Raw genomic sequence first — 15,345 nt, forward strand, 5'->3', positions numbered from 1 at the left:
CCATTATAAAATCACAAATTCTGTTACAGGAACTAACAAAACATTCTTTTTTAAATCTTCCAATCGTTTTCGTTTTAATTCAGGAAGTATTCGCATCCCGTGTCCTATTTCTGCAATGGCACCCGTGGTAGAACCGGCGTGTCCGTTATTCCCGAACCAACCTGCATCTTTTGTACGCTGTAGAATGCTCACTGCAAAGTGAGACCTAATGTCAAAGTTTCTTGAAAAGTTCCCATTGGCGCTATACGGGAATGTCGCTTCGTTATTATAAAGCATGCATAAATGAAACATTTCAGTAGCCGATATTGAAGGTACTACTGCCAAATTTGGGCTCAAATGAATTCTCTTACGTTTAATCTGAAGCGATAAGTTTAATTCTGTCATTTTTCCTAAAGCTGCAGATAACTCAGTGCGAAATTTGTCTAAAACGAGATCTTTTCTTAACCAATTAGCAGCGGGTGAAGCTATTTGACACATCGAAATTAAAGTCCTATTTTTAACCCAAAACCTTGTCATGGCTATCCAATTATCTTCAATCACGGAGCAAAACGTATACGATGCCGTTGCTGATATCCAGCTTAGTAGTCTTGTATTGCATCCCTCGACCGGCTATGAAGTAGTTATCAATCAGAAACGATATCCTCCAAAGGAAATCATTCGGTATGCCTACCGCATAGCAACTGGTGAAGAGCCGGGCACATTGTATGGCGGGGAGCAGGTGAATCGTATCCTTAGTAATCTCGGTTTCCCGGTAGAGCGAAAGATCAAACTCTGGAAATTAGGTTGTAACTGGGACTCAGGTTCACCAAGTTTTTTTGATCTAATTCATGAGTATAGTATTGTAATCACCGTAGATAAGTTCCCCTACGGCGAAGGTGATATCGTCTTGATCACAGAGGGATTTACCGTCGTCGCATTGGGCAAGGTTAAAACGAAACTCAGGCCGATTACGGAGCGGCCGGAACTTCAGGATGCATTGGAAAACAGGCTCGTTCCTTTCGAAAGCTGGTTGTTGTTTGGTGAAGTGGAATGGTATGACCTGACTGAATCCCAAATGTTTCTATATAAGTTACGGCAAGGGATTAGGCAAGTTAGCAAGCAAGATGTAGTACACCGAGTACTCGATATTTGGGAAAACCGCGGATTAACTTACAACCAGGTCAACTTTTACGTTAAAGAATCCAATGAAAAATATGACGACGGGTGGCGATATCCCTGTCTCGTACTGATCCCCAATAAATGGAAGGATTATGAATTTAAGACCTGTTTTGATCTCTTCTTTTACACTGACCGAGAGAACCGACAGGGCTTTGGTGAGATTAAGATCATGCAATTAGGTACTAATATTACTAGGCTCGATAAGCATTTTACCGAGCTTGGACCGCAATATTGCTCCTTGGGTCAAACATTGGCCTTTTATAAAGATCTCAAGGAGTTCTTTCCCTCAGAATATATGGAGATCGGCAGGGCCTTGCAAGATTGCGTATTTTTTCCTGAAATCCGCGCCCCTTTCGAGCACGAGCCGGCATTTCGCGAGTCCTTGATTCGCACGAGCGAAGCCCAACGTGTGCTCTACGAGACCGGTGATCTGTTGCAAAGTGGCCTCGCAAACCCTGAGCCATCATTTCAATTTACCTTTCATTATACGGTACCAGGGGCTGCTCTTCCCCACAAAATTGATTTTTCGTTTAATAATGATTCGGAGATACCCAACAGTTTTTTTTGCTTGGTCGGAAAAAATGGCACAGGAAAGACACAGGTACTCACGCAGTTGGCAAAGAAGCTTTGCAACAGTAGCGAACAAGGTAAATTTATTCCCGAACGCCCATTGTTTACGAAGGTCATCGCCGTAAGCTTTAGCTTGTTTGACAACTTCGATACGCCAAGCGCTGAATTGATTAGTTATGAACTTATAAGTTTCAAGGATAAAAAGGGCCTAGTAAATGTAGACGAAACTTCACAGGTATTATGGCAGGCATATAACCAATTATTAAAAAGCCGTACCCGGAAAGCGATCTGGCTCAACTGCATCCGGAATTACCTGGACGTAGATTTCATGCGCATCGATATCACCCAATTGGAAACATTACGAACCAAACAACAATTCGAACAACAGTTGAACAGTGCTCTAAGTTCGGGGCAGCACATCATTTTTCATTTTATAACGCGCTTGGTAGCAGTGATCGAGGAGAATTCTATCGTGATCTTCGACGAGCCGGAAACACATTTGCACCCCAATATCGTCAGCAAACAAATATCAGCATTACGTTATTTATTGCGCAACTTTAGTTCTGTATGCGTACTGGCCACCCACTCCCCGGTAATAGTACAGGAAATCCCGTCCCGTTTTATTCGCATCATCGAACGACAGGACGATATCCCACTGATTCGTGGCCCCCTCATAGAAGTGCTGGGAGAAAATTTGACCAATATCAATAACGATATTTTTCACGTCGATCAGGATAGCGCGCTGTATAAGACGTTGCTAGAAGAACTTTCTAAGCGCTTTACTTTGGACCAGATCCACCGGATATTTAACGACCAACTCAGCCTCAACGCCAGGGTTTATTTGCAAACGATAATCAACCAAGGCAATGATCAATTGTAATTACGCCGCCATCGACGAATATCAGTTTTTTATTACAGTAGTCGGAGAAAAGCAACAGGCATCACAGCGCGCATTGAATCCATTGGTTCCCCGTGTGACCAATGCCTACCAAACTTACCTGAACAACTTTGCGGCACTGTGCTTACAACCGGCTTCATTGTTCGTCGCAGATCTGCCGGAAGTAAGAGATGTCCTGCAAAAATGCTATGGTAGCCCCACCCTAAGCTTTAAGCAATTTAAAAGTGACTACTATGACAATCAACCAGCAGCTATCGTAGAACTATGCCCATATTGTATGATTGACACTCCGTATTCACTTGATCACTATGTCGGTCAGACTGAATTTCCTGAATATTCGATCCTAACCAAGAACTTGGTGCCGTGCTGCCTTCGGTGTAATAATGAGAAAAACAAGGGCTGGCGCACCAATAGCGTTAAAACGTTTATTAATTTTTACGATGATCGTTTCCTGCAACATAGGTTTCTTTTTGCCGACCTGATGATAAATGCGGGGGTACCGAGCTTGCAATTCAGACTATCGCAACCTGCGCAGATTACCAATGACCAATTTGCATTGATCAACCGTCATTTCGTGGCCCTTGAACTTTTGGTGAAATATGCCAAGAAATCAAACAACCGGCTGACAGCAGAAATTCAAAGTATCAAAGACTTTATGGCTGCCGGACGGACTAATGCCAGTATTATAGAGGACTTAACGATCCGGTATCGGAGCTCGGTAAGACAATACGGCCCGAACTATTGGGAAAGCCTGGTCTATCCGGCTATTGCCAGTTCGCTGCCAGTCGTTCGACATTTGTAAGCTTTAACACGATTTTCCTGATGAGTCCCAGCCATCTGATAATCTTCTGTATCTTACCCAGTAGAACCGGCCCTTACTAACAATAGGACTCGTAAATAATTGTTGAAGTAGCCGTTCCTGGTCATTCAGCAAGTCAGAATTACACGGTTGACAGGTTGATATGGCCGTTTTGTTGTAAGTTTGACCCAACTCGCTAAGAGTAACCTTGAAAATGCCTTGGAGTCCTTTGCAAAGACTCAACGTGGAATAATGTGCTCTTCTGTGATTTTTGGTCACCGAGCCTGATTATGATACGATCTCATATTTTGCACATTGCCAATTGCGAATACAGTGTATTGGCAATGTGCGGTAAAACTGGCGGAATAGTTCTATCTGGCGTTTCGAGAGCCTGAACAATTGAGTCGCATCGTACATGATTACACAAATGATCATGAAGGGTTTATTGTTTGGAAAGACTTGTTAGAATAGAAATTGTATTGATCTATATTCTTGGCATCCATTACTGCCTCTATCGGCATGAAAGTTAGAACTCTTGACACTTGAATATGCTTGTAAATCAACCTACTACATGAAAAAATTTCAGACTTTTTCATTTTGTTAACGGTTTTCAAAGCTGCCAGTGCTTATTATACCAATTTAACTGCACACCATAGATCAAGTTAAGGCATTTAGGCCGGAAGTGCTAATTTAAAGGTTTAGCAGCAATAAACGTAGCCGGATAAATCAGGTTAGGCTCGGACTAAAATATCATAATTTGCATCACCTTCCCGACAGGTTTTTATAACGTTGAATATTTATCTTAGCATATAAATTAACCCTAATACTTTATCAGGCATGCATCAAAACCTACTGTACCGACACGGGCAAAGAAGTTCTATAAATTACGTTTTGGTAATAGATGAGCAGCCTAAAACATATTCTTTTGTACCTCCAACTGAGTTTCAAAATGAGATAATCCGTTTCATTAGTTATCTGCCTAAAGATATTCTGCAAATCAGTGAGTCTCTCACATATTATGAACTCGTTAAGCGCAATAGCTTGGACGATCCGTACCGCTTTCACATTAAGTATAGTGTAAATCTGGAAGAATACTTAAAACTTATGCCGATCAATAGGATATATCTATTTTTCATTGATTCAAAATCATCGCTAATTAAACAAAATGTCACCCTCTTTGCAAAGTACCATACCGTTGGCCGGTTTTATTATTTCTTCAATGATAAGGGAAATAAAACAACCATATTACCAAACCAAATTTCCGGGCCAGGGCATTTTATGCGAGAGCTTTATACTAAACAGCAGGATTTATTTAATCTAATGGGCATGCCAGACAAATGGCTTTCTCCAGAGACCGCAATCGGGTGGAATGGATTTTATCATTTCCCTTCTTTCATTCCCGCTCAAACAAATTATCGAATTGCAAATACCATCACCGGAAACTTTACCTATGAGGACAGCAGGGATGATGGTAAAATTACTGAAGAGAAAATTCTGGCGCATAGAAAAGCTTCGAACGAGGGGCACAAAAACCCCAACAGTTTCTCCAGGCAACTACAAATCATTGAGGAAATCGACAAAATAGATTTTTTCGCTGAAACCTGTTTTGATGAGGGCCTGATAAAACCCGTTCATGAAATTGAACCTTTTTTGGTTCCGTTGATATTGGTTGCTCCATTTCAGAACCCCGATATGAGGGACTTTCTAAGTGAGGGCGTCAAATCTGAATACAAAGAATATTTATCAGAATTGGATTTTGAGCAAACCGAAAATTACATCAACTCCATACGCCCACCAAAAAGTGCAGAAGCATTTTTAATTAGCTCTCGTTTAATGGGACTAAAAACCCAATTTTTGGATGATATTGCATTTCTTCATAGTTCGTTTTATTCATCGCCTATCGTACGTCTTCCCACTCAAGGCAAAACTATGTACCGAAACCTTTCCTTTTTTCGTAATGAGGCGGCTGGTAGAATTACTGCACCTGGCAGCAGGAATAAAATCTTCAAAACGATTCAATCATTCGGCCAGCAACTCCGCCACAGGACCTTATCCAAAGAATTAACAGAAAAGCTACGGGATGAAAACAGACAAATCGTCGCAATAAGCGACCTCCCCGTCGAATGGATGGATATAGAGGGGATTCCGATGGCTTTCACCCATGATATTTGCAGGTTACCGGAAACCGCCCTTCACGGCCTGATGGCAAATTTTGTCAGTCATGAACAATGGCAATACTTGGTGCCGAAGGATATACTGAAGAAAACATTGGTGGTGTTCGGTAGTGATGAGCCAGCTTTCAGAAAATGGTATCCAGGCGTTTGTATGGTTGGAGAAAAGAACGGCGTGATTATGAGAGAATGTTATTCGCTTGCGGCTTTAAAAAAGGCTGTAGACGAAGTAAGTCCGGATTTTTTAATTATTGATAGCCATGGTAGCTATGATAAGGAAAGCAAATCATCTGTATTGTTTTTTGGGAAGGAACGTTTAACAGGTGACATGGTAATCGAGTTAGGGATTTCCGCGCCATTGGTTTTTCTCTCAGCTTGCAGTACAGCGCCAACTTACGGGACGATCAATACAATTGCTAATGCTTTTTTTGAGAGAGGTGCATTATCTGTCACCACGACCTACCTGCCAATCGGTGTCGATACAGGTTCCATATTATATATCCGAATATTAAATAATCTGATTACTGCCTCGCAAAAACCTATGCATCAAAATTGGCTGGCCTTTATTTCTCATATGCTACGCACTTCGGCGGTGGGAGCGGCCTACCGGCACCATTATCAAAAAAATACAGGAGATCCCTTAGGTTCACCTGATGCACAAAGTAATGACTATACTTATTTACTTTCCTTCTATCACCGCCGGCAAATATTTACTAAAATGACTAAAGGAATTGGTCCAAACTTGGCAGCCTCAATACCTGAATTTTTGTTTTACAGCATCCTGGGCAGGGCTGATTTAATAAAATTCGAAAACTGGGAGGAAGAGTTTCAAAAGGCTAACCCTATGTAAGTTAACTTTTTACAGAATTTTCGACAATGTCTTTAAAATCAAAAAAAAGATGATACACGTTTATTGCAGAGGCATCTGCGTGTTCATGGGAGCTTTGAAATTATAAGCTGTCCCGCTAAAGTTTGCCGCACTGAAGGGACTAGTCAAAGAATAATGGCCAGTTCCTCTAGTTTTCAAGTTTGACGCTATTGAATTCGTATCGGAATTGATGACAAAACCGATCATGCAATCCTAAAAACTCAAGGTACATGGTGTCTTTAATGATTTCTTTAGCATCAGATGGTTGCTTTTCGTTACGAGCCACAGCCAATACGCTGTCCTTATCATTGCTTATCAACAATCTTTCCCACAAACTGCTGTGGATTTGTCGCTCACAAAAATAGAGGCTGTATTAAAAAAAGTTGGATACTACCCAAGTTATGGCAAATTAAATCGATTATAAAAGGGATAGTTTGTTTCCTAAATTTGAAACAGGCTAAAGTTTCTACTTTAATGAAAGATAACCGATTAAATCTATACAAATCCCTATTCAAAGGTAGAGAAGATGTATTTGCATTAAGATGGGAGAAAAGTGGCAAAAGCAGTTATATTCCTGCTTACAGTTTTGACCCTCACCGATATCGGCTGCATCAAATGAAAGGTGGCACTTTTCAAACCTTCACTGATAAAACATACCAACCCTTAACAAATGAGCATTTAATTAAACATCTCAAAGGTGAGCAGATTGTAGGTCTCTACCCTCTATTACAGGATAACACATCCTGGTTCATTGCAGCTGATTTTGACGAAGCTGATTGGATTGAGGAATGCCGGACATTTATTAAAATTTGCGAGGAGTATGATATACGTGCTTATTTGGAGCGTTCTCGTTCCGGTAAAGGCGGCCATGTATGGATATTTTTTGAAGAACCTTATGAGGCATTCAGAAGCAGAAAAATAATGACGGCATTGCTACAGAAAGCAGGTTTAATTTCAGTATTCGATAAAAACTCAAGTTTTGACAGGTTATTTCCCAATCAGGATTACCATTCAAAAAAAGGCTTGGGGAATCTTATTGCTTTACCCTTAAACAAAACGAGCTTAAATGATGGCAATAGCTGTTTCATTGATCCTGAAACCTTACAGCCCTTTGATGACCAGTGGGTGTTTTTAAAAACGATTAAGCGGATTACGATAAACCAGCTCAATTACATCTACAAAGAACAAACTGATCACAACGAACTTTCAACTGGATTATTTCAAAAAGAACGGTTTATAACAGATAAGTTAGAAATTATCTTAAACAATAAAATTCATATTAGCCGCATAAGATTGCCTGTTTCACTTGTTAGTTTTTTAAAGGAAGAATTAAACTTCGCCAACAATGAATACCAGGTAAAAAAGAATATCAATAAAAATACCTTTGGCGTAAAACGTTACTTTAAATTGCTGCACGAAACACCGGATTCTATTTCAGTTCCTCGTGGATTTATTGGTAGGTTATTACGGTTTTGTAAAGAGCAGCAAATTGAATATGTGCTCGAAGATCAAAGAAAGAAAGCAGAGTTAATCAATTTCAAAGGTTCTATTGCATTAAGGGAATATCAATTACCCGCGCAGCAAGCAGCTACAAAAAAAGATTTTGGAATTATTGTCGCTCCGCCTGGCTCTGGTAAAACGGTATTGAGTTTGGCTATTATAAAAGACAAGCAGCAACCAGCCCTCATTTTAGTTCACCGCAAGCAACTGGCAGATCAATGGAAGGAACGTATAGAATCGTTCCTGGGGATTCCTAATAAGGATATTGGACGTATCGGGCAAGGAAAGAACAAGCCCGGTAAACACATTACTGTAGCAATGATCCAAAGTATGGAAAAAGCTTTGGAATCTACGGAATCCACAGAACTAATAAATGCTTTTGGTACCGTTATCATTGATGAATGCCACCATGTGCCTGCGGAAACATACCAAAGAGTTATTGGAAAATTGAACAGTTACTATATGTACGGGCTTACCGCAACCCCATTTAGGAAATACAACGATGGCAAGTTAATATTTATTCATTTAGGTGAAATAATCCATGAGGTTAAAGCACCAGAGATGCAAAATCAAACTGGTACGCAGATTATCATTAGGGATACCGATTTGTTTGTTCCCTTTAATACCCAAACAGACAAGTTCGAAACGCTATTTAAAATCTTGATCCATGATTCAGCAAGAAATCAACTCATTTTAAATGATGTGGTATCACAACTAAATGCCAGTAGAAAAGCTGTTATCATCACAGAACGAAAAGAGCATATTACTTCTCTCCAACAATATCTAAAACAACATTACGATACCATTGCGTTAAGTGGCGAAGATTCCGACTTATCTAAAAAATCTAAATGGGCAGCCATAAATAGAGGTGATTTCCAAGTGCTGATCACAACAGGACAGTATTTTGGCGAAGGAACCGACATCCAGAATATAGAGTGCGTATTTTTAGTTTACCCATTTGCTTTTGAGGGTAAGCTGATTCAATACATTGGCAGGGTACAACGATCAGAAGTGTCACCTGTTATTTATGATTACCGTGACCATAAGATCAGCTACCTGGAAAGACTGTTTCAGAAAAGGAACGTGTATTATAAAAAGCTTGATCAAAGTGGCCTAACGAATCCGGTAGATGAAAGTGAAACGGTAAGTGGTCAAAAAAATGAGAATATTGAGGTATCAATAGAACAATTAGAATTCAGGTTTGGCAGTATTGCGTTTAAACATATCATTGCTGACTTTAACGGTAAGGAAGTTGAATTTGAGATAGAGAATTTAAATGTCAGGCCGGAGTTTACCGTGCTTAAGCCCTACTTTATTCGGTTCCTGAAAAGTACTACGGTATTGGTAAACATACGGGCTACATTCCAGCACAACAGATTGGTATTTAAATCAGCATCCTCCAGTGATCTTGATAAAATAAACCGCGAAGTCATTGAAAGTGTAAAGTTCCGGTTCTTAAATAAAGAAATTATTAAAGGTACCCCGGTAGGTGAAGAAAATCTATTGGATGTCGGGCAAGTGCAAGGCGGCAGTGAACAATTGATTTACACAAACGAGGATGATCTATTGGAAAACATACTGGCTCTTAAGCAGTATAAGCATCATCGTCATCTCCGTTACCTTTCCCAAAAACATGAACGATCTATATTAAAGCTCCGTTTTGTATTAGAGCCCTTTTCATTTGTGTTCTTGCTGTCGGGGAATAATCAGTACCACTTGGTTTGGGAAACTTTGGATACCGAAGAGGCTACTTATATATGGCATATTGATAAATCAATTTATGAACTTGAAAGAAGTACAAAGCGGATAGATGGACTGCTTGGACAGATACGAACAAATGGCAGACAGCGATATCTTGAAACTAATCCTCAACAATTTAGTCGCATCGTACATGATTATACAAATGATCATAAAGGGTTTATCGTTTGGAAAGACTTGTTAGAAGAGAAATTATTTTGATACAGGTCTTTTGCATCTACAATAGCTTCAATATCACCATGAAAGTTAGAACTTTTGCCGCTCGACTCTACTTTGAAAGAAAGCCACTCGAAAGAGTGGCTTTTCTTGTTTATATTATCTCATGTTTACTGTCTATGTGCTCTTTTCTCAAAAGCAGAGCCAAATCTATATCAGTTATACATCCGATTTAAACAATCGCTTTCTTTCACACATCAATTGAAAGACGCACGGAACTCCAATGGCGAAAGATTGGTTTTGCTTTTGAATAATTTGCTGAATGATTGCGGATGTTCAAAACCCAATTCATAAGCAATCTCGCTGATTGACAAACCCGTAACGGATAACTTTTCTTTTGCCTTTTCTATCAGTTTTTCGTGAATGTGTTGTTGCGTACTTAGGCCGGTCAGTGTTTTTAGCAATGCGCTTAAATAGGTTGGCGAAATATTTAAAGTCTCAGCTATGAAGTTAACTGTTGGTAATCCTTTTTTAACCAGATCATCATTGTTAAAATACGTGTCGAGCGTTTCTTCCACACGGTTAAGTACCTGGTGGCTGCTTATTTTCCTGGTCAAAAACTGGCGATTGTAAAACCGGTCGCAATACTGAAGCAATAGTTCAATCTGCGCTACGATCAAACCTTGACTGAATTTATCGATATTGGCATGATATTCCTGCTTGATCAGCTGAGCAATGCCTCCAATTGTTGCCTCTTCTTTCTCTGACAAAAACAGCGCCTCATTTGTTGAATAGTTGAAGAATTCATATTGCCTGATTGTTTTTGCAAGTGGTGTACCCCAGAGAAAATCAGGGTGTACGAGCAACATCCAGCCTGAGCTTTTAAAATCATGATCAGCATCAAATGAAAATACCTGTTTAGGAGAAATAAAAAACATGACACCCTCATCAAAATCGTAGGTCTGCTGGCCGTAGGTGTAATTTATCGTACCTCCTAAATTTTTCTTCAAAGAAATGATATAAAAATCAAATACAACGCTTATCCGGGTGTTACCTTCCGGTGGTTTGAATTCATCCAGGCTAATAACACTCACCAAAGGATGTTCCGGCTTAGTAAGCCCCAATGCCTGGTGGTATTGGCCAATGGTTTTAATTTTATAGGGCTCCATGTTTTTTACTAATTTAATTTATTTCGATTGGTAAACCGCCGCAAATTCCTTAGCAAAATCTTTCATTTTTACTTTACCCAGAGTTGGTTTGTTTTTGTAATAATCTTCAAATAATATCCCCCCATTACGCTGGCTGGCGTTCATTTCAACAATATCTTTCGCAAGGCTCAACGGCAATTTAAACTTTATTAACGCATCCAGCATTTGTTTGTCGTCAATAGTTATCCATTTCAGATAAGGTTTACCAACCGCTGCTCCAAGGGTGTTAGCAATTTCATTACAAGTTAACTCTTCGCTGGCTACATAACGCACCTTACGGCCATTTAATGGTAGTGTCAGTTCTTCGGCAATTGCAGCTGCAATATCAATGGGCGAAACCCAGGGCATTTTATCATCAGCACCATAATTAGATACGATAAGCCCCTTTTTCCCCTGCAGAAATCCAGTCAAACCATAATGACGAATGGTTAAAATCACACCTATAAAACCTTTTAAAAAGCCTTCCCCTTTAATAATATCCATAAACTGGTATAAATTATAGTAGAAACCAACAGGTCTCATAAAGGTAATTGCGACATGGGCAGGTAATTGCTTCAAAATTTGCTCGGCAACAAAATGAAAGGCAAGCAACCCGTTTCCTTTTTCTGTATGAGCCCCAATACTGCTGAGGTGAACTACCCTTTTTACACCTGCCTGGCGGATGGCCTCGACATAATTGGTTGCGAGCCGACGTGCTTCTTCCCTTGCATCAAGGTTGGGGTTTTCTTCAAATTTAAAGGGCGGCAACATCGTGTAAACCGCATCGGCGCCTGTAAAAGTTTTTGCTAAAAAACTAACATCCTCTATTGAGCCAATGGCTGCTTTTGCACCAATAGCTTCAATATCCTTTTCCCTGGTATGGTTACTGCTGATAATTGTTACAGTATACCCCTTTTGAACTAACTCCACTGCAAGTGGCTTACTAATGTGGCCTAAAGACCCTGTTATAACTATTTTCATTTGTTTTAATTTTTAACAAATGTCCCCGTAATCATGAAGATGAACGTAGCTAAACCTGTGATTGTCTTAGCCGTTTTGTTTAAAGTAAAAAGTCCCGGCTACTTTCATAGCTGGGACTTTTTATAAAATCTGTCAAGTTATTTAAGGCAGATTTATATTTTATTTTATACCGATAATAACAACGTTATCTAGTCGCATGCCTAAAGTATTGGTGGTTGCAGAGCCCATAAATTCAATTGTATTGGTTGCCTGAGGTGTAATATCACTCAGTTCAATAGTAGTAAATTTATTGTTATTAGCGTTAGTTACAGGGCTGCTTGGAACCGCAATGCTTACACCATTAACTTTCACCGTAATTACATTAAAATCTGAAGTTGAACTTGCAGATGGTGCGTTAGGTGCTAAGTCGTATTTAAGTTTAAGCTTAGTGTAGCCGGTTACCGGAATACCCGCAATTTTTAAAGAAGCATCTTTAGTTGCAGGTAACCATACGTGGATATCATTTGGATAGGTGCTAATGGTACGTAAATCTGCGTTACCGTAAGTATCGGTAAAAGTGAAAGATGCATTATCCCAGGCAGTGTAAGCACTTACTTTTGGTTTAGTACTTGCTGTACCGGTTCCGAAAGTTTCAGTGAATAATACTGTTTCTACACCTGTTGGTGGTGTTGTGCTGCCCTGGTCTTCGCCTACGGTATAGCTGCCAGAAGGTACGCTGGTCCAGTTGGTGATGGTAGCACTTAATGCAACTGCAGTTGGCTGAGGAGTAGAGCCCGTGGTTAATGAAATTTCGTAAGTGTATTTTTTACCAGCTTCAAATTTGGTGTTTGCTGGTAAGGTTAGTTTAAACTGACCGGCCGGAAGTGTGAAAGTTACTACTTTACCGCTGGCATCAGCTACAGGTAATACAATGGCTTCTGCTAAGACTGAACCAGTTTGAGCAGTTGTTTTCGCGCTAACATCGGCAGACTGAGACGCGTTTGAAAGCACGCCGGTAGCTAAATCAAAATCAGCCTTAGTATTTAAGCCTGCAAGGCTTGCGGTTAAACCGGTTAAATCTGTTACGCCTGTTCCGGCTTTAACAGTAAACTCGATTTTTGATAACTGATGAGAAAAAACAAGGTTAGCAACAGTGCTGGTTTTGCTTAAGCCGGTTGCATTGTTAGCATATAACAGATCAATTGCAGCCTGGTTGGTTTGTGTTGCTACATCAACCGGGTATTTATTGTTAGTTAAAGTTTGTTTATACGGATAGTATGCAATGAAATCAACAGTGCCATCTTCCGGGTAGTTGATGTTTTGATCTGTATTAGTGGGTGCAAACGCGCCGTCGCCAGTTGTTGCATAAGATTTATTGGCAGCCAGGATGTTAGTTAAACCGGTACCGATTTTCATAAATACACCGATAGCATCATTAGTATCCCACTTGTCATTTGTAGCCTTTGTTTTAATCTGGCCATTGATAGCTGCGGTAAATTTAACCAAGGTTGGATTTGGGGTAACCGTGTCGTGTTTGTTGTCCTTTTTGCAAGAACTGCCAAGGGCAAGTAACGTCATTGCTGAAGCAATGAGGATGTTTTGAGTTTTCATTTTTGTAATTGTTGTAAAGTTTATTAGTATGAGTTAGTTCCAGATGGTGCTATCGATAGTTCCCTTGGTTTCGGCGGTAAGCTTAGGGAAGAAAGTAAAGCCGGTTTCTTTTTCCAGGTCGCTTACAGATATGCGGAAACTGTTGTAAGTGTTGGGTGATGGAATAACCTGGTTAGCAATTTTAAAGCCGATGGTATAATAAGTATCGCCTTTTTTCAATGCTAATGCTTTGTAGTAGTATTTTGGTATTGCTGATCCTTTTGCGTAAGTAATGGTTTGATCTGTTGATGATTTGATAGATGCACCGGTTACTACATATAAAGTATCTCCTTTAGCCATCCAGGTTCTTACTTGTTGCTCCAGGTTGTTCCAGATTCCCTGGTTCATTGAAGAAGTTTGGGCAGTCATGTTACTGTAGTAAAAAGTAGTTCTGTTCAGGTCTGTAGAAGCAGTACGGTCGCCGCTTGGGATCTGGTGCCCACGGTCATATCCATTACCGAAAGAGCTGCTCAGATCAACCTGATCACCTGATGGGATTGAAGGATCAAAAGCCCATGCATCAGTACGGCTTGTACTGCCGATATAAGATGCATGCAGTGGATAAGCCACCCAGTACGCCACTTTATATTTCTTGTCGTACAGCATCGCATAGTTTCTTACATTGGTTTTACCAGGGAAATTGTGGAAAACATAAGACATGTTTGCATCTGTGGTAATTACAGGTGTTTCCATATAACCCGATACTGTTGGTGGGTTTTTAACCACATCTTCCATATCCAGCGGATAAGAACCTGCCGGAACATCTGTCCAGTTATTTACAGTTGCTTTTAGTGAAGCAGCAACCCCGCTGTCAACAACACCCGAACCTCTTAGCTCAACCTGGTAGCTGTATTTCTTTCCGGCTTCAAATTTGGTATCTGCAGGCAGCGTCCAGGTGTAGGTTTTTGAACCAATGGCAAAAACTACTTTAATACCGGTTTCATCTGTAGTTGGTATCACAATAGCTTCGGCAACTGTTGCGCTACCGATGTTGGTTTTTGCAAGTATGTTGGCAGGCGTGCTTTGGGCGCTTAATGTACCGGTTGCTAAATCGAATGCCGCAACTGTTTTTAAACCCGAAATATTGGTGGTTAAACCAGTTAAACTGGCAACCCCCAGGCCATTGGTAACCGTGATTTCGATTTTAGACAATTGGTGCGAAAAAACTAACTGCGCGTTAGAGCTGGTTTTGCTTAAACCTGTCGCGTTAGCATACATTAAATCTATAGCACCCTGGCTGCTTTGGTTGGTTACATCTACCGGGTAAGTATTAGAAGTAAGCGTTTGCTTGTAGGGATAGTAAGCAACAAAGTCTACCTGCGAACCATCTTCCGGATAGTAAATGGTTTGGTCTGTTGAAGATGACTTGAATGTACCATCACCGATAGTAAAATAAGATTTATTGTTAGCTAAGATTTGGTTTAATCCTGTACCGGTTTTCATGTAAACACCGATAGCATCATTAGTTTCCCAGGCATCATTAACGGCTTTGGTCTTAATCTGGCCGTTGATGGTTGATGAGAACTTCACCTCGGTGCCGGATTGTTTGATCACATCCCTTGTGTTATCCTTCCGGCAGGAAGCCATAAAAATGGACACAGCAAGGACTGTAAATTGTAGATTTCTAATTTTCATATATGTTTTTGTAAAGTTTTGCGTGTTAAAACCTG

The 15,345-nt window shown here is 40.2% G+C and carries 9 protein-coding genes; 4 read left to right on the forward strand and 5 right to left on the reverse strand.

The annotated features are described in order from the left end of the window. Positions 1-3: 3 nt before the first annotated feature. Positions 4-540, reverse strand: coding sequence for a hypothetical protein (locus tag PQO05_RS22755; protein WP_273629753.1), 537 nt, complete (start codon positions 538-540; stop codon positions 4-6). Between PQO05_RS22755 and PQO05_RS22760 the strand changes: the two genes are divergently transcribed. From PQO05_RS22760 to PQO05_RS22775, 4 genes are all read left to right on the forward strand, one after another. Beyond that, positions 515-2,608, forward strand: a complete 2,094-nt coding sequence (locus PQO05_RS22760; RefSeq protein WP_273629754.1) for an AAA family ATPase — start codon at positions 515-517, stop codon at positions 2,606-2,608. The two genes, PQO05_RS22755 and PQO05_RS22760, sit on opposite strands and share 26 nt — an antisense overlap. Next, on the forward strand, positions 2,595-3,428 hold the full coding sequence (locus PQO05_RS22765; protein ID WP_273629755.1) for an HNH endonuclease: 834 nt from the start codon (positions 2,595-2,597) through the stop codon (positions 3,426-3,428). The genes PQO05_RS22760 and PQO05_RS22765 overlap by 14 nt, the downstream gene beginning before the upstream one ends. Before the next feature lie 834 nt (positions 3,429-4,262). Beyond that, complete coding sequence (locus tag PQO05_RS22770) at positions 4,263-6,446, forward strand: CHAT domain-containing protein (protein ID WP_273629756.1); 2,184 nt, start codon at positions 4,263-4,265, stop codon at positions 6,444-6,446. A gap of 492 nt (positions 6,447-6,938) precedes the next feature. Continuing rightward, complete coding sequence (locus tag PQO05_RS22775; protein WP_273629757.1) at positions 6,939-9,923, forward strand: DEAD/DEAH box helicase; 2,985 nt, start codon at positions 6,939-6,941, stop codon at positions 9,921-9,923. A gap of 212 nt (positions 9,924-10,135) precedes the next feature. On the opposite strand, the gene PQO05_RS22780 is transcribed toward PQO05_RS22775, so the two are convergent. The 4 genes from PQO05_RS22780 to PQO05_RS22795 all read right to left on the reverse strand — a co-directional run bounded on the left by PQO05_RS22780 (position 10,136) and on the right by PQO05_RS22795 (position 15,310). Further along, positions 10,136-11,047: a helix-turn-helix domain-containing protein gene (locus PQO05_RS22780; protein WP_273629758.1), complete on the reverse strand. Its 912-nt coding sequence runs from the start codon at positions 11,045-11,047 to the stop codon at positions 10,136-10,138. Between the two features lie 18 nt (positions 11,048-11,065). Continuing rightward, positions 11,066-12,046 carry an NmrA family NAD(P)-binding protein gene (locus PQO05_RS22785; RefSeq protein WP_273629759.1) on the reverse strand — a complete coding sequence of 327 codons (981 nt, stop codon included), beginning with the start codon at positions 12,044-12,046 and terminating at the stop codon, positions 11,066-11,068. 159 nt (positions 12,047-12,205) lie between these two features. Then, positions 12,206-13,636: a fimbrillin family protein gene (locus PQO05_RS22790; RefSeq protein ID WP_273629760.1), complete on the reverse strand. Its 1,431-nt coding sequence runs from the start codon at positions 13,634-13,636 to the stop codon at positions 12,206-12,208. Positions 13,637-13,669: 33 nt separating this feature from the next. Next, the gene (locus tag PQO05_RS22795) at positions 13,670-15,310 is read right to left on the reverse strand and encodes a fimbrillin family protein (RefSeq protein WP_273629761.1); all 1,641 of its coding nucleotides are present in this window, start codon (positions 15,308-15,310) and stop codon (positions 13,670-13,672) included. Positions 15,311-15,345: the final 35 nt, after the last annotated feature.

The sequence above is a fragment of the Mucilaginibacter jinjuensis genome (genome assembly GCF_028596025.1).
Lineage (GTDB): Bacteria > Bacteroidota > Bacteroidia > Sphingobacteriales > Sphingobacteriaceae > Mucilaginibacter > Mucilaginibacter jinjuensis.